Genomic DNA, 21,271 nt, shown 5'->3' on the forward strand with positions numbered 1-21,271 from the left:
GCCGGGCATCGTCTCCCGTCGCCGTCCTCCCCTGGTGCGTCCGGACCAGCCGCTCACGTGTCCTGGTGCCTGCGCACCACGGCCGGCCGCGGGGTGCCGGGCAGCGCGGTGAGCGTGGCCGGGTCCACGGGGTGGTGCAGCAGGTGCAGGGGCGCGGGCCGGATCGCGCGGGCGGTGGCCGCCTCCCAGTGGGCGAGCGCGTGGCGGGCCGTGACCAGGCCGTGGACCGGCGGCAGCGGCTCCCCGGCGGCGTGCAGCAGGGACTCCAGGCGGCAGGAGGCGATCGTGCCGGGCAGCCGCGGGTGGGCGGTGTGGGCGGCCGCGGCCTCGGGCGGCAGGTCGTCGGCGAGGTGGTGCTCGGTGGGGCCCGCGGCCAGCAGCCCGCCGCCGACCAGCAGCACGTCGCGGCTCCGCCGCATGCGGTCCAGGGCGGCGGCGGTGTCGAAGCAGTGCGGGAACGAGTCGTCCACGACGATCGCGCCCGGCCGCAGTCGCCCGGGGTCCAGCGGGGTGGCCGGGCCGCCGCCGACGGCGGTGATGAGCAGGTCGGCGTCGAGGACGCGGGCGGGGAGGCCCGGCGCGGCCTCCGCCGTCTCCACGGCGCGGGCCAGGCCGCGGGCGCGCAGGTCGGCGGCGAGCGCGGCCAGGCGGGGCGCGCTGCCCGCGACGTCGCACAGCACCAGCCGGTCGGGCGGCTCGGGGGCGAGGGTGAGCAGCAGGTCGAGGGAGGACGTGCCGATGCTGCCGCAGCCGACCACGGCGACGGTCAGCGCGGCCAGGTCCCGCCCGGTGGCCGCCAGGGCCGCGTGCACGGTCCGCACCACGGAGACGGCGGTGGTGGCGTGTCCCGTGGTGACCGCGGTGGCGTCGCCGCCGGGCGCGCGCAGCACCTCGTAGCCGTAGCCGGTCAGGGCGGGGATCATCCCGGCGAGGGAGACGCAGCGGGCGCCGAGTGACGCGGCCCGGGCCACGGCGCGGGCGGTGTGCCCGGTGAGGGCGGGCCCCGGGGCGAGTTCGTCGGCGAACAGCGGCAGGGCCAGGAACCCGGAGCGGCCGAGCGGGGTGGTGGCGTGCTCCAGCAGGCGGGGCGCGCCGTCGGGGAACAGGGTGGCGCGCACCTGCTCGCGGGGCAGCGCGTCGAGGGGCAGGCCGGTGTGCCGGGCCAGGTCGGCGGGGGCGGGGAGGTAGCCGACCAGGGCGGCGTCCAGGACGGGGCGGGGCGGGCGCGGTCGTGGGTGCCGCGGTGCGGGGCGGGTGAGGTGGCGGAGCAGGGTGCGCCGGAAGGCGTCGAGACCGCCGGGGGTCAGGGCGGCGGCATGGGCGCGCAGGGTCAGGCGCAGGCCGTCGCCGTCCGGGCGGGCGGCCAGGAAGACGTCGGTGCCGACCGGCGGCGGGGTGGTCTCGGTGTCGGTGCCGTCCCACTCCAGGGCGAGGGTGTCCCCGGTGAGCGGGCCGAGCGCGGAGAAGTCCAGGTAGGTGAAGAAGAATTGGGCGGCGGCGGGGATGCCCGCGCCGGGCGGGAGCGGGCCGGTGCCGTGGGTGCGGGCCCTGGTGGCCTCGGCGGCGACGCGGCGCAGGTCGTCGCGGAAGGTGCGGGCGCGGTCGCCGGTGCCGGGGCTGCCGGTGCCGGGGCTGCCGGGGGCGGGGCTGCCGGGGGCGGGGCTGCCGGGGGCGGCGGGGCGCAGCGGAACGGCCGTGGCGAAGGGGCCGAACACGCGGTGCGCGTCGGGCAGGGCGTGGTCGCGGCCGGAGACGGCGAGGCCGAGGACGAGGTCGCGGCGGCCGGTCAGCTCGGTCAGCGCCCGGTAGTACGCCGTCAGCACGGGGGCGTGGAGGGTGGTGCCCGCCTCGGCGGCGAGCGCGCGCAGGTCGCCGGTGCGCTCCGCGTCGAGGGTGAGGCCCGCGGTGTGCCAGGTCGCCCCCGCCCCGTCGCCTTCGCCGTCGCCGGGGCGGAGGACGGGCGGCTCGTAGGGGGCGGCGTGGCGGGCCCGCCACGCGGCGGCGGCCGGGTCGGGGCGGGACGGGCCGTCGGCGCGGCGGGCCAGCGCCAGGGCATGGTCGCGGAAGCTGGAGCGGGGCGGCGCCCCGGCGGCGGGCTCGCCGCGCAGCAGCCGGTCGTAGGCGGTGAGCAGCTCCCGTCCGAACAGGGCCGCGCTGTACCCGTCCCCGATGAGGTGGTGGGCGTGCACCAGCAGGACGTGCTCGTCCGGGCCGAGGGTGAACACCCGCAGCCGCAGCAGCGGCCAGGACCAGGGGGCGAACCGGTGGCGGCGCTCCTCGGCGACCCGCTCGTCCAGGATCTGACGGCTCGTCAGCTTCTCCACGTCCACGGGGAGCCGCAGGGACGGCGGCAGCTCCTGCTGGACGGGCGGGCGCGCGCCGGACGGGAAGACGGTGCGCAGCATGGGGTGGCGGACGACGAGGGCGTCCACCGCGCGCTGGAGGACGTCGGGGCGCAGCGGGCCGGTCAGCCGCAGCCGGGCGAGCCAGGCGGAGCCGCTGCCGGGGGCGATGGTCTCGGCGAGGAGGAAGCCGCGCTGGGTGGGGGTGAGGGGGAAGGGGGCGGGGAAGGGGGCCGTGTCCGGTGCCGGGGTGTCCGCGGGCGCGGCGGGAAGGTGAGCGGGGACGGGGGCGGGGGTGGCGTCGATGGCGGCGGCGAGGGCGGACAGGGTGCTGTGGGTGTAGGCGGCGGTGGGCCGGGGCAGGGCGGGCAGCTCCTTTTCCAGGCGGGCGAAGAGCTCCAGGATGAGCAGGGAGTCGCCGCCGAGGGCGAAGAAGTCGTCGTCGCGGCCGGGCGCGGGTACGTCCAGCAGCTCGGACCAGACGCGGGCGAGGACGCGTTCGGTGGGCGTGTCCGGCTCCCCGCCGGGGCGGGGGGACGCGGCCGGGGCGGCCGGGGTTCGCGCGAGGCGGCGGCGGTCCACCTTTCCGTTGCCGGTCACCGGCAGCGCCGCCGTGTGGTGGACGCGCGCCGGGAGCAGGTAGGCGGGCAGGGTGCGGGCGAGATGGGCGCGCAGGGCGGCGGTGTCCGGGGCGGGCCGTCCCGCGCGGGGCACCACGAACGCCGTCAGGCGGCCGTCCACCGGCACCACGGCGGTGTGCGCCACGTCCGGGTGGGTGCGCAGCACCGCCTCGACCTCGCCGGGCTCCACCCGGTGGCCGCGGATCTTGACCTGGTCGTCCACGCGGCCCAGGAACTCCAGCGCGCCGTCGGGGCGGCGGCGCACCCGGTCCCCGCTGCGGTACCAGCGCCGCCCGTCCCGCTCGGTGAACGCCGCCGCCGTCAGCTCGGGCTCGCCGAGGTAGCCGGGGGTCAGGCCGACGCCGCCGATGAGGAGTTCACCCGCCTCGCCGGGGGCGCAGGGCCGCCCGTCGGCCGTGACCAGCACCAGCTCGGTGCCCGCGACGGGGCGGCCGATGGGGACGGTGTGCTCGTCGTCGCCGGGACGGGAGGTGACGATGTGACAGGTGGCGTTGACGGTGGCCTCGGTGGGCCCGTACAGGTTGGAGAAGCGGTGCCCGGCCGCGGCGGGCCCGAACAGGTCGTACCAGCGGCGCACATGCGCGGCGGACAGGGCCTCGCCGCCCACGTGGATCCAGCGCAGCGCCGTCAGGTCGGGCAGTGGCCCGCCGCGCCGCACCCGGGCCTCGGCGGCGGCGAGCAGGCGCTCCCACAGCGCGGGCACCGAACTCCACACGGTGACGCGGTCGGCCACCAGCCGGTCCAGCAGCGCGTCCGGGTCGCGCAGCAGCTCGCGGGGCACGGTGTGCACGGCGGCCCCGGCGAGCAGCGGGGCGAGGAGCTGCCGGACGGACGCGTCGAAGCACACGGACGCGGTCTGGGCGAGCCGGTCACCGGGCCGGTAGCCGAAGGCGGACACGGCCCAGTCCAGGTAGTTCGCCATCGAGCGGTGGGTGATGGGCACGGCCTTGGGGCGGCCGGTGGAGCCCGAGGTGAAGATGACATAGGCGACGGCGCCGGGGTCCGGGTCCGCCTCGGGCACGGCGGGGGCGCCGGGCGGGACCGGGGCGTCCGGCGGGACCGGGGCGTCGGGGCGGACCGGGGCGTCGGCGGCGACCGCGGTGAGGCCGGGCAGGGCGGAGGCGGCGGCGCGGGTGGCGGCGTGGCAGACCACGGCGCGCGCCCCGGCGCGGGCCAGTTGGTCGCGCAACCGCGCGGCGGGGTGCGCGGCGTCCAGCGGCACCCAGCCCGCGCCCGCGCGGAGGATGCCGACGACGCCGGTGACGGTGTCCGCCCCGGGCTCGGTGAGCAGGCCGACCAGGTCACCGGGCCGCACCCCGGCGGCGCGCAGACGGGCGGCGAGGGCGGCGGAGGCCCGGTCCAACTCGCCGTAGGTGGTGCGCCTCTCCCCCGCGGCGACGGCGACGCGGTCGGGGGCCGCGCGCAGGCGGGCGCACAGGCGGGTGACGATACCGGGGGGCGGGGAGCCGCGGAGGGGTGCGGGCACGGGGGCGACCACGTCGTCGTTTCCGGCCGGTTCGGTGCCTTCGGCCAGGGCGGCGAGTTCCGCCAGGTGCTCCTTGGCCAGGCGCTCGACCGTCCCGGGGGTGAGCAGGCGGGACGGGTGGGTCCAGGAGAAGTGCAGGGTGCCGTCGGCCTCCCAGCCCAGCAGGCCGAGCCGGGTGGCCGCGGTGGCGGTACCTGCCGCCGACGGGGTGACCTCGACAGGGCAGCCGGGGTCGCGGGTGACGGGGAAGCGGGCGAAGCTGAAGCCCGCCCATCCCGCGGTGCGGGGCGCCGCCCCGGTGGCGGGCAGCAGCCGGGCCAGGTCGGTGCTGCCCACCCGTGCGTGCCGCTCCCCGTCGAGCCACTCGCGCCGCAGCCGCCCGGCCAGCTCCCCCACCGGCTCGCCAGGATCGACGCGCATCAGGACGGGCAGGGTGTCGGCGAGCGGGCCGACGAGCCGTTCGACGCCGGGCAGCCGGATCTCGCGGCGGGCGCGGGCGACGTTGACGGCGACGTCGGGGCGTCCGCTCCACCGCGCCAGGCAGCGCACGTAGCCCGCGAGCAGCAGGTGGAACAGGGAGACGCCGCAGGCCGCGGCCCGCTCCCGCAGCGCGGCGGTGAGCACGGCATCGGTCGCGACCCGGTGGGTGAGGAACGGCGGCGCCGGCGGCCCGTCCGGAGCGCCGTGGCCGTCGTGGGGCAGGGCGGCGGGGCCGGTGTGCGCGGCGCGGGCGGCGAGCAGTTCGCGCCAGTGGCGCAGGTCGTCGGCGAACCCGGCGGAGGAGCGTTCCGCCGCGACGGCGTTCGCGTAGTCGGCGAACTCCGCGCGCGGCGGCAGCGACGGGGTGCGGCCGTGGTGCAGGCAGGTGTAGACGTGCCACAGCTCCTCGCCGAGGACGTTCAGGCTGAACCCGTCGGCGGCGGCGTGGTGGACGACCAGCACCAGGTGGGCCAGCTCCGCGCTCTCCCGGGCGAGGACGGCGCGCAGCGGCGGGCCCGCCACCAGGTCGAACGGGCGGTTGCACAGCTCCCGCTCCAGGTCGTCCAGCGCCACGGGACCGAGCACCGCACGGACGCAGAACCAGGCGGGCACGGCGCCGGGCCGGGCCGGGACCGAGTACTGCCGGGGGTCCGTGCCCCCGCCGGGTGTGAGGCGCATCCGGAGCATGGGATGGCGGGCCTCGAGGAACGCCAGCGCCTCACCGAGCAGGGCGGTGTCCAGGGGGCCGCGGACGGTCTGGCGGACGTAGCCGTAGGCGGGCACGTCCGGGAACAGGCGGGCGGTGGTGTGGAAGGCGAGTTGGAGGGGGGTGAGGGGGAAGGGGGCGGGATCGGGGGCGGGATCGGGGTCGGGGTCGGGATTGAACTCCGGTTTGAATGCTTGTTTGGCTGGCGGGTTGAGTACAAGCTTGCTCTCAGGTGTGTGCGCAGGTTTGTCCGCCAGTTTGTGCACAGGGTTGTCGCATTGTTTGCCCCCGTGTTTGGAGTGGTGCTTAGCTCCATGTTTGGCGCCATGTTTGGCCGGATGTTTGAAGACGGATTCGTCCGCAGGTCCGACGAGAGGTTCACCGACGGGCGTTGCCGCCGACTCCCCCGCCGACTCCCCCGCCAAGTGTGCGGCCAGTTCGCCGATCGTCCGGTGCTCGAAGAACAGGGTGGCGGGCAGGGTGCGGCCGAGCTCGGATTCCAGCCGTTTGACCAGGTCAACGGCGGTGAGCGAGTCGAGGCCGAAGGTGAGGAACGGCTCGTCGTCGCCGATGGCGGCGGGTGGGCGGCCGAGCGCCTCGGCCAGCAGGTGGCGCAGGGTGGAGGTGAGGCCGCGGGGTTCGTCCGGGGCCGCCGCGGCGGACGCGGCAGCGGGTGCGGGCTCGTCGCTGCGTGACGCCGGGTCGGCCGCGAGAAGCTGGGCGGTGTCCGTGGCGCAGGCGGTGCGCAGGGCCGCGAGCGCGCCACGGATCGGCAGCGCCGCTCCCCCGCGGGTGGCGGCGCCTCCGCCCGCGGCGGCCAGGCCGGTCCCGTCCACCGCGGGCAGGTTCAGCGCCCGCCACGGTCCGCCGCGCGCCCGGTCCGCGGCGGCGAAGGCGTCGAGGTACGCGTTGCCCGCGGCGTAGTCGCCGAGCGCTCCGGCCAGGCCGGGCAGCACGGCGGACACCGACGACAGGGCGAGGCACACCGCGGGTGTCTGCCCGCGCCGCCGCAGGGCCGCGTCCAGCAGGTGGGTGCCGCGCACTTTCGGGGCGAGGACGGCCTCGATCTCGGCGGTCGGCTTGGCCCGCAGGCTGCCGGGGCGCAGCACCCCGGCGGCGTGGAACACGGCGTCCAGCGGCGGCAGCCCGGCCACGGCGGCGTCGGCGCCCTCCTCCAGGGAGAGGTCGGCCGTCCGGTACTCGGCGGTGGCGCCGAGTGCCCGCAGCTCGGCCAGCAGCTCCCGGGGCGGGGCCGCGGACCGTCCGGCGAGGACCAGGGTGGGGCGGCCGTGCGCGGCCAGGTCCCGGGCGAGGGCGGCGCCGATCCCGCCCGCACCCCCGGTGATCAGGTAGGCGCCGTCCGGCGGGAGCGGCGGGGGGGCGGTGGTGACGGGCGCCGGGACGCGGGCGAGGCGGCGGCCCGCCCGCCACGCGACGGCGCCGCCGAGGGCGGGCGGGGCCCCTGCGGCCAGCTCCCGTTCCAGGGCGTCGAGACGAGCCGTCAGGTCGTCGTGGGAGGACAGGTCCACGGCGTGCGCGGCCAGGCCGGGCCGCTCCGCGGACAGCGCGAGGGCGAACCCGGTCAGCAGGGCCTGGGCGGGGCGGAGCCGCTCGGGGGCGGAGCCGGTGGCGTACACGTCCTCGGTGACCGCCAGCAGGCGGGTGCAGGCCGGGCCGAGGTGAGGGAGCAGGCCGCGCAGGGCGGTGACGGCGGCGCGCCGGGTGGCGTCCAGCGCGGTGAGGGTGTCGTCGGTGGCGGGACCGGCCAGCAGCACGGCGGTGTCGCAGGGCGGAACGTCGCGGGGCGGGGCGTCGCCCGGCGCCTCGGCGCGGTGGACGGTGACGCCGCGGGCGGCCAGCCGCCGGGTCAGGGCGCGGGCCAGTGCGTGGTCGGGACCGGCCAGCAGGACGCTGCGCGGCCCGTCGCCGCCGTCGGCCGCCGCGGCGTCGTCCCAGCGCAGGGCGTGCAGCGGCGGGAGGTCCCCGGCGGGGGCGGGAGGCTGCGCCGCGGGCCAGTACCGGCGGCGCTGGAACGGGTAGGTGGGGACGGCCACGCGGGGGCGGCCCGCGTCCAGGCGCGCGCGGTCGAGGGCGACGCCGCGCGCCCACAGCCGCCCGACGGCGCGCAACAGCGCCCGGCCGCTGTCCGCGCCACCGTCCGCGCCACCGTCCGCGCCGCTGTCCGCCGTCGCGAGCGCGGTCACGTCGGCGGCGCGTCCCCGTCCGGCCGCCACGGCGCGGACGGACGCGGGCAGGGTGGCGGCGGGCCCGAGTTCGACGAAGGTGTCGTAGCCCTCGTCCAGCAGGCGGGCGGCGGCTTCGGCGAACCGCACCGGACGCACCGCGTGCTCCCGCCAGTGCCGGGCGTCCGGCGCGGGCTGCCACCGGGCGGTGGCGGTGCTGAGCAGCGGCACGGCCGCGGGCGAGGGTGCCGGGGCGGCGCGGGTGAGGGGGTCGAGGACGGGCCGCAGCATCGGCGAGTGGAAGGCGTGCGACACCCGCAGGCGGCGGGCGGCGACCCCGCGCGCGGCCAGCTCGGCGACGGCCCGGCCGACCGCCTCCCCGGTGCCCGCCACCACGACCTGCGCGGGGCTGTTGACGGCGGCCAGGCACAGCTCGCCGTCCGCCGCAGCCACCAGGTCCGCCACGGTGTCCTCCCCGCCGCGCACGGCGGCCATCGCGCCGGGCGCGGCCAGCTCCCGCACCAGGCGCCCGCGTTCGGCGGCGAACCGCACGGCGTCCGCGAGGCTGAGCGACGCGGCGACGCAGGCGGCGGCGATCTCGCCGACGCTGTGCCCGACCACCGCGTCCGGCGCCACCCCCCACGCCCGCAACTGCCGGGCCAGCGCCACGCCGTACGCGACCAGCAGGGGCTGGGCGACGTCGGTGCGGGCCGCCCCGTCCGGCGGGGCGTCGTCGTCCAGGCACCAGGCGGCCAGGGTGCGCCCGGCCAGGGGCCCGGCGAGGCCGGACGCCTCCTCCAGGGTGTCGCGGAACACCGGCGCGGTCCGGTACAGGGCGCGGGCCCGCCCGGGGCGCTGGGCGCCCTGCCCGGGCAGCAGGAACACCAGCCTGGGGGGGACCCCGGGCACGGCGCTCGGGGGCGGGGCGGCCGCCAGGCGCTCGGCGAGGTCGCCGTGCGCCACCAGGGCGAGGCGGTGCGGCCCTTCGTCGCGGGCGGAGCCGACGGCCGCGCACACGTCCGCCTCGCGCAGCCCGGGGTCGGCCCGCAGGTGCGCGGCGAGTTCACCGGCGGCGGCGCGCAGGGCCGGGGCGGCGCGGGCGGACAGGGTGAGCAGGCACGGCCCCTCGTCCTCGGGCGGCCGCGGCGCGGGCGGCCGAGGCGGGGCCTCCTCCAGGACGGCGTGGGCGCCCGTGCCGCCGAACCCGAACGCGTTGACCCCCGCGGTCAGCGGCCCGGGGCCCGTCCACGGGCGGCACTCGGTGACGACGGCGAAGCCGGGCGCCACCCGGCGCAGGTAAGGCGCGGGCGGGCCGGGGTGCGGCGACGGGGGCAACTGCCGCCTGCCCAGGGCGAGCACGACCTTGACCAGGCCCGGCAGGGCGGCGGCGTTCAGCAGGTGCCCCACGTTGGCCTTGGCCGAGCCCAGCCACCGCGTCCCGCCGTCGGCGAGCGGCGGGAAGGCGTGCCCGAGCGCGCCCGCCTCCACGGGGTCGCCGATGGCGGTGCCGGTGCCGTGCGCCTCCACGTAGGTGACCGCGCCGGGGTCCACCCCGGCGTCCCGGTACGCGTCGGCGACGACCTGCCGCTGCCCGGCCGGGTTGGGGGCGAGCAGGCTCAGGGAGCGGCCGTCGTTGTTGACCGCGGTGCCGCGCAGCAGGGCCAGCACCGGGTCGCCGCGGCGGTGGGCGTCGTCCAGCCGGGACAGGACGAGTGCGGCGCCGCCCTCGCCGGGGACGAACCCGTCGGCGCCGTCGGCGAACGGGCGGCAGCGGCCGGTCGGCGACAGGGCGCCCGCCCGGTGGAGCAGGCCGTACCCGGTGGGGGTCAGGTTGAGGTTGACCCCGCCGACCACGGCCAGGTCGCACTCGCCGGACTGGAGGGCGCGGCGGGCCAGGTGCAGGGCGACCAGCGCGGACGAGCACGCGGTGTCGACGGTGAGCGCGGGGCCGGTCAGGTCCAGGTGGTGGGCGACGCGCGCGGCCAGCAGCCCGGGCAGGTTGCCGGTGAGCGCGGCCGGGGGCAGCGCGCCTCCCCCGGCGCGGGCCAGCAGCTCCCGGTAGCCGCTGTCCCCCGCGGCGGCGAACACCCCCACCCGCAGGCCCGCCCGCCTCGGCCCGGCGCGGCCCGCGCGCTCCAGGGCCTCGTGGGCCAGTTCCAGCAGGAGCCGGGCCTGCGGGTCGGTGGCGCGCGCCTCGTCGTCGTCCAGGCCGAAGAACTCGGCGTCGAACCCGGCCGGGTCCGGCAGGAACGCGCCCCACCGGGCGCCGTCGCCCGGGGGCGTCCAGCGGTCCGCGGGCACCTCGGTGACGGTGTCGCGCCCCGCCGCGAGCAGGTCCCAGAAGGCGTCGGGGGTGTCGGCGCCGGGGAAGCGACAGGCCATGGCGGTGACGGCGACGACGGGCGGGGCGCCGCGGCGGGCGGGTGCGCGGGCGGGCGCCGGGGCGGGGGCCTGCGCGGTCCGGGCGAGCAGGTACCCGGCGAGCGCGGCCACCGTGTCGTGCTCGCGCAGCGCCGCGGGCGGCACCGTCACCCCGAACGCGTCCTCCAGCGCGGCCAGCGCCTCCATCGCCTGCAACGACGATCCCCCGGCGGCGGCGAACCGCTGGTGCGGGCCGATGCCGTCCTCGGGGCGGCCCAGCACCCGCGCCCAGACGCCGCGGACGGCGGCCTCGGCCGCGGAGCGGGTGCGCGGCGACGCCGGTCCCGGCGGTCCCTGCGGCTCCTCCGGCCGCCGCCACCGGGCCTCCACCGCGGCGTACCCGCCCGCCAGATAGCGCGTGCGCATCAGGCCGCGCCGCAGCTTGCCGCTGGTGGTGCGCGGGAACGCCGCGGGCGGCAGCGGCAGCACCCGCACGTCGTCGTGGCCCAGCGCCTCCCGCACCCGCGCCGCCGTCTCCGCGAGCACGGCGGGCGCCGCGGCGCGCGGCGGCCTGGCCCACTGCACGAAGACGACGACCCGCTCCCCGCCGCCCACCGGGTCGGTGCACCCCACCACGGCGACCGCGCCCGCGGGCAGCCCGGGGGTGCCCGCCGCGAGCTGCTCCAGGTCGGGCGCGTGGAAGGTGCGCCCGTTGACGAACACCACGTCCTTGTGGCGGCCGGTCACGCACAGCCGCCCGCCGCGCAGGAACCCCAGGTCCCCGGTGCGCAGCCAGCCCCCGTCGGCGAACGCGGCCGCGGTGGCGTCGGCGGCCCGGTGGTACCCGCGCGCCACCTGCGGCCCGCGGACCTGGACGTGGCCCACCCGGTCCTCGTCCAGCACCCGGTCGCCTTCGCCGGTGATCCGCACCTGGCACCCGGGCACGGGCAGGCCCAGGTCCATCAGCTCCACCGCGTCCGCGGCGTCCGGCGCGGCGTCCACGGCCCGGCCGCGGGCGAGCGCGGCCCGGTCCAGCGCCCGGGGCGCGGCGACCTCGCCCAGCGGCGGGAACGTCACCGCCAGGGTGGCCTCGGCCAGCCCGTACACCGGGAGCAGGGCGCGTTCGCTCAGCCCCGCGGCGCGCGTCCGGGCCGCGAAGCTCCGCCACACCGCGGGGGCGATCGGCTCGGCGCCCACGAGCAGCAGCCGCACCGCGCTCAGGTCCAGGCCGGACAGGGTCTCGTCCGGGATCCGCCGGGCCGCCAGGGCGAGCGCGAAGTTGGCGCCCGCCAGCAGCGTGGCGCGGTGCCGGGAGGCGGTCTCCAGCCACAGCGCCGGGCGTTTGGCGAACGTCAGCGGCTCCAGCCTGACCTGCCGCATCCGCACGGCCATCGGGGCCAGGTGGGTGCCGATCAGGCCCATGTCGTGGAAGTACGGCAGCCAGCTCACCACCACGTCGTCGGCGGTGAGCGCGGCGGCGCGCCGGATCTGCTCCAGGTTGGCCAGGACCGCGGCGTGGGTCAGCTCCACGCCCTTGGGCGCGCCGGTGCTGCCCGAGGAGAACTGGAGGAACGCCACGTCCCCCGGGTCCGGCTCCGGCAGCCGGGACAGGGCCGCGCCCTGCCGCAGTCGCGGCAGCGGCAGCACCCGCGCCCCGTCCGGCACGCCCGCGGCGGCGTCCCCGCCGAGCACCGGCGGCCTGCCCAGCGCCTCCCACACCGGCGCCACCCGGCGGGCGTCGGGCGGCAGCGGCACGGGAACCAGACCGGCGGCGAGCGCGCCCCAGAACAGCGACTGGAAGTCCTCTCCGCGCTCAGCGAGCACCGGCACCGGCGTGCCGGGGGTGAGTCCCGCGGCACGGCAGCCGCCCGCCACGCGCAGCGCGTCGTCCCGCAGCTCGGCGAAGGTCACCGTCCGCTCGCCGCCGTCGCCGCGCACATGTACGACGGTCTGGCCGGGGGCCCGCTCGGCGGCGTCCAGCAGCACCTGCGGCAGCGTTCGGACGGGGTTCGGTGCGGTCATGGTTCCTTCGTCCCTCGCGACGTGCTGCCCGCGCCACCACGCCCCGGGCCGGACGGGCGACCACCGCCCACCCCTCACGACGGCACCCGGTGCGACGCGGTTCACCGGCAAGCACCATATGTGGCACCCGCCACCCGCGGCCGACCCGCCTTCGGCGGCGTCCCGCGGAGGGCGGCTACTCGCGGGACGTCGCTCCGTAGCGGCCCGCGATCGCGGCGGCGCGGTCGCGCAGGGAGTCGCGCAACCACTGCGGGGACAGGGCTTCCGCGTCCGTGCCGAGGTGCCACAGCGCCCATTCGGCGTGCCGGGGATCCTGGAAGGTCACCTCGAGCCGCAGCGATCCGTCCGCGTCGGCTTCCTCGGCGAGGACGGCCAGCGCGGTGCCCACCAGGTCCTGCCGCCGCGCCGGGTCCATCCGTACCAGCACGGCGACCTGGTCGCCACCGGTCCGGAAACGTGTGCTGCGCTCCTGCCAGGCCCGGTACAGATCGACCCGGTCCGGGCGCTGCGCGGGTTCGGCGAGTTCCTCGGCGGCCAGGATGCGCGACAGCCGGTAGGTGCGGTCCGCGCCGGACCGGGTGGCCAGCAGATAGCCCTGGTCGCGCACGGTGACCAGGCCGATCGGGTCCACCGTGCGCCACTGCGGGGCCCGGTCCACGGCCGCGTAGTGGATGCGCAGCCTGTGTCCGGCGAACACCGCGCGCCGGACCTCGGCCACGACGGTGTCGGGCAGTTCCTCGGCGACCAGCCGCCGCGACAGGAGGTCGATCTCCGGGTCGATGAGCAACCGCCGGGCAGCGCCCGCCGCGGCGGCCCGATGGCTTTCGGGCAGCGCGTCGACCACTTTGCGCATGGCCGAGGCGAGCGCCGAGCCCAGCCCGAACGCCTGCGCGCCGCGCCGCGATCCGGCGACCAGCAGGGCGAGCGCCTCGTCGTGGTTCAGCCCGGTGAGCTCGGTCTGGAAACCGGGCAGCAGCGCGAAACCGCCGTGCCGACCGCGTTCGGCGTAGACCGGGACACCGGCCGCGGACAGCGCCTCGATGTCGCGCAGCACGGTGCGGGTGGACACCTCTAGCTCGCGGGCCAGCGCGGTCGCGGACATCCGGCCGTGCTGCCGCAGCAGCAGCACCAGCGAAACCAACCGGTCGGCGCGCATGCGAAAAACCTACAGCAATACGTGACACACGTTGTCACATATTCGCTGGGAGGCTCATCGGCATAACAAAGCCCCATCTCACACGAGGTGATTTCCATGGCGCACGCCATTGTCAACCCCGACGGTCTGCACAACCCGGTCCCCTTCGGCTACAGCCACACCGCCGTCGTCCCCGCGGGGACGGAACTGGTGCTCATCGCGGGTCAGTACGGATCGGGCCCGGACGGCGCGGTCGTCTCGGCCGATTTCACCGAGCAGGTGAAGCAGACGTTCCGCAACATCGGCGTCGCTCTCGCCGCCCATGGGCTCGACTTCGGTCACGTCGTCCAGCTCAGGACGTATGTGGTGAACCACGACGTCAGCAAGCTCGGGCCGATCGCCGGGGCCGTGCAGGAGCACTGGGGTACGAAGCCGCCCACGCAGACCCTCATCGGTGTCGCCGCCCTGGCCGCGCCTGACGTCCTGTTCGAGGTCGAGGCCATCGCCGCCCGACCCTGACTGTCCACCGCCAGGAATCCGGACGCTCCGTAGCGGGGTGCCGGGGTGGCGGTGGGCCGGTACGACCGAGCCCACCGCCACCCAACGGCGCGCCGACCAACGGGCCGCACGTCGCGCCCCGTCCCGCGCCGCCTCTGGCCGCCCGCGGAATTCTCTGACTAGAGTCAGAGAATGGGTGAGACGCAGACCGACCGGCAACCCGACCGGCGCAACGACCAACAAACCGACCGGCAAACCGACCGGCGGATCGCGCAACAGCTCAAGCGACAGCTCGACCAGCAGATCGGGCAAGTCCGCCGCTTCAACCGCACGGTCACCGAGCGCGTGGGCGTGCTCCACGACCGCTACCTGGGCCGTGACCGGCCCATCGGCGAGGCCCGGTTGCTGTGGGAGGTCGACGAGGAGGGCCGGGACGTACGGCAACTGCGCGAGCGCCTCGGGCTGGACTCCGGATACGTCAGCCGGCTGCTGCGCTCCCTGGAGGCCGACGGCCTGGTGACGGTGGAGCCGCGGCCCCAGGACAGGCGGGTGCGCACCGTCCGGCTGACCGAAGCGGGCCGCGCGGAGCGCGCCGTCCTCGACGACCGCAGCGACGAGCTGGCCGGGTCCCTGCTGGAGCCGCTCAACGCCGCCCAGCGGGCCGAGCTGGTCGCCGCCATGGCCGAGGTCGACCGGCTGCTGACCGCCGCCACGGTCACCCTGGACGCCGTGGACCCCGACCACCCCGACGCCCTGTTCTGCCTGCGGTCCTACTTCACCGAGTTGCAGGCGCGCTTCGAGACCGGCTTCGACCCCGCGCTGAGCCTGCTGCCCGACGCCGGCGAACTGCGGCCACCGCGCGGCCTGTTCCTGGTCGCCCGGCTGCACGGCGAGCCCGTCGGCTGCGCCGGTCTGAAGCTGCCGCCCCGCGCACCGGCCGAGATCAAGCGCATGTGGGTCGCGCCCCGCACCCGGGGCCTGGGCCTGGGCCGCCGGTTCCTGGCCGAGTTGGAGGCGCGGGCCGCGCGGCACGGCCACGACGTCCTGCGCCTGGACACCAACAAGGCCCTCGGCGCCGCGATCGGCCTGTACCACTCCTACGGCTTCCAGGAGGTCGCCGCCTTCAACGACGAGCCGTACGCCCACCACTGGTTCGAGAAGCGGATCACCGCGCCGCCGCGGCGGTGAGGGCCCGCTACCCGGATCCCGGGGCCACCGGCCACCGCGGACCGGCCTGGGGGTCCTGGTACCACAGGTACTGCTCGCCGTCCTCCCGTACGGTCATCCCGTAGTCGTACAGGGAAGGCTGTTCGTCCAGCTTGCTGTACTCGTCCCAGGCGCGGTCGAGTTCCGCCGCGAGGTCGCGGGGGCCGCCGGTGGTGGCGGACGCCCGGTCCCCGTCGGGGTGGAGCTCCAGCCACGAGCCGTCGGCCGCCCAGGCCAGCACCCGGTCCCCGTGGGGGACGAGTTGGACGTCCGGCAGGGCGACCCGCAGCCCGAACCGCAGGTGCGCGTCCTGCCCGAGGCGCCGCGCGTCCCGCGTGAAGGGGCGCCGCTCGGCGGCGGGGTGGGCGGCGCGGGCCTGCTGCCGGGTGGGGGCCTCGGTGCCGCGGGCGGGCATGAACTGGGCCAGGCCCTGGACCCAGCCGGTGGCGGAGCGGCCGTCGTCGGCGACGGTCAGGGCCACATGTCCCAGGTGCCCCCACGGGGTGACGATCCGGCCGCCGGGGCGGGTCTGGGCCACCCACGCCCACGGGACCCGCTCCACGGCGTAGGTGGCGATCACCCGGTCGTACGGGGCGGCGGCGGGCAGCCCGTGCGCGCCGTCACCGATGTGCACGTGGACGGCGGCGCCGGCCGCGTCCAGGCGCTCCCGCGCCCGCGCGGCCGGCGCCGGGTCCACCTCCACGCTGTGCACCCGCCAGGGCCCGGCCCGGCGGCCGAGCAGCGCCGCGTTCCAGCCGGTGCCGGTGCCCAGCTCCAGCACGCGGTGGCCGGGGGCGAGCGCCAGGGCGTCGAGCATGTCCACCACGATCGACGGACACGACAGGCTGGAGGACGCGCGCCCGCCGGTCACCTGGGTGACGGTGGCCGCCCAGGGCCCGGCGTAGACCAGATCCGCCCACCGCCCCGGGTCCGCGGCGCGGTTGACGGGCACGTAGGCGTGCCCGTCCCACCACCACACCTCCTCCGGGGCGAAGGCGTGCCGGGGCAGGTGTGTCACCGCCTCGCGGATCCACGACCCGGGCTCCGGCCAGGCGATCTCGTCGGCCAGCGCGGCCGCCCGGTGCTCGACGCTCGGCACCCGCGCCGCCTACTTGCGGTGCTTGCCGGTCGGCGGCGGAGGCGGCGGGACCGCGCCGTCCGCGTTGTCCGGCGGCGGCTCCCCCTGCGACGGGTCCGGCGGCGGCTTCTCGTGCTCACCCATGACGACTCTCCCCTCACATCGACTGCCTGACGGCAAGGTTCATGCTGGCGCGCGAACGACGCCGGGGGTAAGTCGCGACCGGGGGCGGCGGGAGCACGCGCCCCGGCGCGCGTACCTGTGCGGTGCGCGGCGGCGAGGGGGCCGCCGCTCCCGGGACACCCCGCGCGGCCGCACCGCCGCGGAACCGGCGCGGGGGGGCCGGGCAGGGGGTTCAGTCGGCGGCGTCGGTGAGGACGGCGCCGATCTCGGCCATCCGCTCGACCGCGTACACCGGGTCGAGCAGCGCCTCGGGGGTGTGCAGGCCCGGCGGGACGGGTTCGCCGCGCAGGCCGAGGAGCCGTTCGACGCCGAGGGCGACGCCGAGCGCGGTCAGGGGGTTCTGCCCGGCCGGGTGGACGAGTCGGCGGCCGACCCTGAGCGGGGCACCCGTCGGGCCCGCGCCGTCGATGTCGATCCGGACCTCGACGGACGGGGGTCCGCCGCGGCGGCGGCCCGCGGACTCGCCGACGGCGAAGTCGAAGCGGACGTTCGGCGCGCCCGTCGCGAGGGCGAGGCTCGGCACGTCGAGGATGGGGATGCTGCGGCCGGGCAGGGCGGTGCCGTCGGAGCTGCGCACGTCCGCCTGCGCGTCCGGGTCGGTGACCCAGGTGAAGACGCCGTCGCGGCGCACCAGTCCGGCCGAGGTGGCGGCGGACCACCGTTGCATGTCCGCCGCCCCCGCGGGCCCGCCGACGTCCTTCTCGTCCAGTACGGCGCCGATCCGGATGGTGTCGATCCGCTCGAACCGCCGGGCGGTGTCCAGTGCCGCGAGGACGACGGCGCCGGCGCACCACTGGCTGGCCAGCAGGATCGGTGCGGCGCCCGCCCGTTGGGCGCCCGCGACGACCTCCGGCGCCATGTCCACCAGAGGGCTGGAGAGGCTGAGGTAGGGCACCCCGCGCCGCTGGGCGTGGCGCAGCCCGTGCAGGTGGTCGTCCCACACCGCGGCGACGACCGCCGCGTGCTCGTGGTCGGCCGGGAGGCCGAGGTCGTCGCGCCGCAGATCGATGGTGACGGCCGTCGCGGCGCCGAGTTCGTCGGCCACCCGCCGCGCCCGGCCCAGGTCGCGTCCCGCGATGGTCAGCGGCAGCGCCGGGTGCCAGCGGCGCAGCAGTGCGGCGGTCGCCGAGCCCGCCTTTCCCGAACCTCCCAGGATGAGTACCGATTTGGACTGTTTCATGTGTGTTCTCCTCACATCCACGAGGCTACATTCTGTAACCTACATTTTGTAGGCTACGATTTGTAGCATAGGCTGGGGGACGAGGCAAGGGAGGAGCATGGCCCCCACATCGACACGCCTGTCGAAGCAGGCCAGGCGGGAGCAGTTGCTCGACACCGCCGTGGCGATCGTGCGCACCCAGGGCGCCGACGGCCTGACCCTCGTCACCCTCGCGGAGGCGGCCGGGGTGAGCAGGCCGATCGTGTACGACCACTTCGGCACCCGCCCCGGCCTGCTGCTCGCGCTCTACCGGCGGCTCGACGAACGCCACCGGGCCGCCATCGCGCAGGCGTTGCGGGAGGCCGCCCCCACCGCCGACGCGGTCGCCCGGGTCATCGCCACCGCGTACGTCTCCTGCGCCACCGACATGCCGGAGCTCAACGCCGTCTCCGCCGCGGTGAAGGGGAGCCCGGAGATGGAAGCGGTCCAGCGGGAGATGACCGACGGCTACACGGACCTGATGGCCGCCGCGCTGCTGCCGCACTCCGGCCTCGGGGGCGAGGCCCTTCGGCTGCACTGCGTCGGTGTGCTGGGGGCGGCCGAGGCGATCGCCGCCGAGCTGAATCAGGGGCGGGCGACCGCCGAGGAGGCGGTCACCGCGCTCACCCGCCTGATCGTGGGCGGCCTCGACACCGAGGGCGGGCGTTAGGGGCACGTGCCCCCATGCCGGAACCCGGGGCCGGAAACCGGGGCCGGGCGCGGGAGCCTGAGTCCGGGAACGGAGCCGATAGCGGTGTGCCACGCCGCGCGCCACGCCGCGCGGCGTTTTTCCGTGTGCGGGGACGGGGGCGCCGGTCCGACCGGATTCCGGTTCCACCCGTTCGCCGCGTTCCGCGGGTGAACCCCCATCGGGCGGCGGTCGTTGAACCATGTCGGGCCCGCGGTCGCTTCGGTCGCTGCGGTCCGTCCCGGCCTCCGGGAACGGCGAGGCCGCGACGGTTGCGGGTCCGGCGAGCGGGCCTCCGGGACTGCCGGCGCCGCGTGGACTAGCCTGGCGTGGCCATACCTCGGATCGTGAGTCGCTTCGGTCGCTGGCCAGTCGCTGAGAGGAGTCGTCCATGCCCTCTGTCCCTGGCCTGTCCGGCAGCGACTCGCGGCGCCCGGCGGACGGCCGCCAGGTGGCGCTGTGGTGCGCGGCGGCGGGCTGGCCCGTCCTGCCGCTGGCCCCGGGCCGGAAGACCCCCGCGGCGAACTGCCCGGCCTGCCGGGAGGCCCGTCACCCGGCCGCCTCCTGCCCCTGCGTCCGGGCGGGGCGCTGGTGCCACGGCTTCCACGCGGCCACCACCGACGAGGCCCGCGTCCGCGCCTGGTGGGACGCCGAGCCCCGGTTCGGGGTCGGCGTGGCGTGCGGCCCGGCCGGGCTGGTCGTCATCGACGTCGACGCCCACGCCACCGAACTGCCCGCCCGGGAGCGCCTGCTGCCCGGCGTCCCCATCCCCGAGGGCGTCTCCCTGCGGGGGCTGCGGCACGGCTTCCACAGCCTCGCCCTGCTCGCCGCGCTGCGCGGGGCGCCCGACCCGGCCGAGGACACCGCGACGCTGCGGGTGCGCACCCCGTCCGGCGGCCTGCACATCTGGTACTCCGCGCCCCGGGAGCAGGGCTGGCGCTGCTCGGCGGGCTCCGGCGCCGGGCGCGCCCTGGCCTGGCAGGTGGACGTGCGGGCGCACGGCGGGTACATCGTGGCGCCGGGCACCGTGACCGCGGCCGGCGCGTACACGGCGGTCGGCGAGGCCCGCCGCCCCGCGCCGCTGCCGGGCTGGCTCGCCGCCGAACTGGCCCGCACCGGGCACCTGCCCGCGGCGCGGCGGACGGGCCGGGCCGCGCGGCCGGTGCCCGCCCGGGGGCGTCAGGCGGTCATCGCCGCCGGTGGCGGGCGCGGGCCCGCGGCGGCGGCCCTGGCCACCGTGCTGCGCGCAGTCGCCGACTGCGCGCAGGTCGCGGAGGGCGCGGGCTTCAGCGACAAGCTCAACCGCGCCGCGTTCACCGCGGGCGGGCTGGTCGCGGCCGGTCACCTCACCGCCGACGACGCCGAGTCCGCGCTGCTGGCCGCCGCCGCCCACGCCAGACCCGGGCAGGAGCGCCGGGCGCTGGGCATCATCCGCGGCGGCATGGACGCGGGCGCCCGGCGGCCGTTCACCGCGGGAGGCCGCACATGAGCCGCTCCCCCGGGCAGGACGACGGGCTGTTCGACCCCGCTGAGGTGGCGCGGCAGATCCTGCTGAGCCCGCCGCCCGCCGTGCCCGGGCAGTCCACGGGCCGACGCGTGCCCGCGGCGGGGACGGTGACCGCCACCGAGCACGGCCTGGTGCCCGACAGCCTCAGCGACCGCGGCAACGCCAAGCTGTTCGTCAGCCTGTACGGGCGCGACTTCCGGCACGTCCCGGGGCTCGGCTGGTACCGCTGGTCCGGCTACCGGTGGGAGATCGACGAGGACGACACCGTGCTGTGGGCGGCCGGGGAGATGGCCGAGTCCCTGGCCGAGGTGGACCCCGCCGGGCGGCACCCCGGCTCGGCGCTGCGGCGGCACCGGCGGCGCGCCCTGTCCACCTCCGGCATGAAGGCGATGCTGGTGCAGGCGAAGGCCGCCCCGGGGATGGTGCTCAACGCGGCGCTGCTCGACGCCGACCCGTACGCCCTGTGCACGCCCGCCGGTGTGGTGGACCTCAACACGGGGGCGATCAGCGCGCCCGACCCCGAGCGGCACCACCACTCGCGGGCCACCACCGTGCCGCCCCGGGACATGCCGACCCCGCGCTGGCAGCGGTTCCTCACCGACACCTTCGGCGACGACGCCGAGGGCGCCCGCATGATCGCGTTCCTGCACGAGCTGCTGGGGTACTCGATCACCGGCGACGTCGGGGCGCAGATCATGCCGTTCCTGTACGGGCAGGGCAAGAACGGCAAGAGCGTGCTGCTGGACGTCATGGTCAAGCTGCTGGGCGACTACGCGGACGCGGCGCCGCCCGGGTTCCTGATGGCCCGCCCGTTCGAGGGGCACCCCACCGACCTGGCCGAGCTGCACGGCCGCCGCATCATCGTCTGCTCCGAGCTCAAGCCCGGCGACCGCTTCGACGAGGCCCGGGTCAAGCTGCTGACCGGCGGCGACCGGATCAAGGCGCGCCGCATGCGCCAGGACTTCTTCAGCTTCAACCCGACCCACAAGCTGTGGCTGCTGGGCAACCACCGGCCCGAGGTGGGCACGGGCGGCTACGCCTTCTGGCGCCGCATGAAGCTGATCCCGTTCGAGCGCGTGGTCGCCGACGACCGCAAGGTGGAGAACCTCGCCGACATCCTCGTCACCGAGGAGGGGCCCGGCATCCTGAACTGGCTGATCACCGGGGCCCGCCGCTACCTCAACGGGCCGCGCGACCTGACCGGGCCGGCGAGCGTGCAGATCGCCACCACGGCGTACGCCGAGACCGAGGACCACACCGGGAGGTTCCTCACGGAGTGCTGCCGTCTCGAGGCGTCCATGCGGGCCGAGCAGACGCAGTTGTACAACGCCTACCGGAGCTGGTGCCAGATGGAGGGCGCCAACCCGGTGTCGTCCCGGGCGTTCGCGGCGCGGGTCCGGGAGACCGTCGGCATCGCGACGCCGAAGGAAATGATCCTGTCGAACCAGCGGAAGTTCTACCCCGGTATCGGTTTGGTCGATGAGGTGGGAGGGATGTCGTGAGCGCGCTCATCGAACCAGAACAACTGGCCCACGAAGAACAACTCATCTGGCTCGA

At 77.4% G+C, this 21,271-nt stretch carries 9 protein-coding genes; 5 read left to right on the plus strand and 4 right to left on the minus strand.

Annotation, left to right across the window (positions count from 1 at the left end; all coding sequences use genetic code 11):
- Positions 1-53: 53 nt before the first annotated feature.
- Together ACYVO2_RS07010 and ACYVO2_RS07015 are read right to left on the minus strand one after the other, a co-directional pair.
- Positions 54-12,221: an amino acid adenylation domain-containing protein gene (locus tag ACYVO2_RS07010; protein ID WP_461006722.1), complete on the minus strand. Its 12,168-nt coding sequence runs from the start codon at positions 12,219-12,221 to the stop codon at positions 54-56.
- Between the two features lie 175 nt (positions 12,222-12,396).
- Entirely contained in the window at positions 12,397-13,377 is a 981-nt protein-coding gene (locus ACYVO2_RS07015; RefSeq protein ID WP_461006723.1) for a helix-turn-helix transcriptional regulator, read from the minus strand.
- A gap of 96 nt (positions 13,378-13,473) precedes the next feature.
- Between ACYVO2_RS07015 and ACYVO2_RS07020 the strand changes: the two genes are divergently transcribed.
- On the plus strand, positions 13,474-13,875 hold the full coding sequence (locus tag ACYVO2_RS07020) for a RidA family protein (protein ID WP_461006724.1): 402 nt from the start codon (positions 13,474-13,476) through the stop codon (positions 13,873-13,875).
- A gap of 171 nt (positions 13,876-14,046) precedes the next feature.
- On the plus strand, positions 14,047-15,042 hold the full coding sequence (locus ACYVO2_RS07025) for a bifunctional helix-turn-helix transcriptional regulator/GNAT family N-acetyltransferase (RefSeq protein ID WP_461006725.1): 996 nt from the start codon (positions 14,047-14,049) through the stop codon (positions 15,040-15,042).
- A 7-nt stretch (positions 15,043-15,049) separates the two neighbouring features.
- On the opposite strand, the gene ACYVO2_RS07030 is transcribed toward ACYVO2_RS07025, so the two are convergent.
- Complete coding sequence (locus tag ACYVO2_RS07030) at positions 15,050-16,159, minus strand: methyltransferase domain-containing protein (protein WP_461006726.1); 1,110 nt, start codon at positions 16,157-16,159, stop codon at positions 15,050-15,052.
- A 334-nt stretch (positions 16,160-16,493) separates the two neighbouring features.
- On the minus strand, positions 16,494-17,501 hold the full coding sequence (locus tag ACYVO2_RS07035) for a saccharopine dehydrogenase (RefSeq protein WP_461006727.1): 1,008 nt from the start codon (positions 17,499-17,501) through the stop codon (positions 16,494-16,496).
- A 97-nt stretch (positions 17,502-17,598) separates the two neighbouring features.
- On the opposite strand from ACYVO2_RS07035, the gene ACYVO2_RS07040 reads away from it, so the two are divergent.
- The 3 genes from ACYVO2_RS07040 to ACYVO2_RS07050 all read left to right on the plus strand — a co-directional run bounded on the left by ACYVO2_RS07040 (position 17,599) and on the right by ACYVO2_RS07050 (position 21,216).
- On the plus strand, positions 17,599-18,189 hold the full coding sequence (locus ACYVO2_RS07040; protein WP_461006728.1) for a TetR/AcrR family transcriptional regulator: 591 nt from the start codon (positions 17,599-17,601) through the stop codon (positions 18,187-18,189).
- A 409-nt stretch (positions 18,190-18,598) separates the two neighbouring features.
- A complete protein-coding gene (locus ACYVO2_RS07045) occupies positions 18,599-19,696 on the plus strand; it encodes a bifunctional DNA primase/polymerase (RefSeq protein ID WP_461006729.1) in 1,098 nt (365 codons plus the stop codon).
- Positions 19,693-21,216, plus strand: a complete 1,524-nt coding sequence (locus tag ACYVO2_RS07050; protein WP_461006730.1) for a DNA primase family protein — start codon at positions 19,693-19,695, stop codon at positions 21,214-21,216. The genes ACYVO2_RS07045 and ACYVO2_RS07050 overlap by 4 nt, the downstream gene beginning before the upstream one ends.
- The last annotated feature ends 55 nt before the right edge of the window (positions 21,217-21,271 follow it).

The sequence above is a fragment of the Streptomyces capparidis genome (assembly GCF_054782095.1).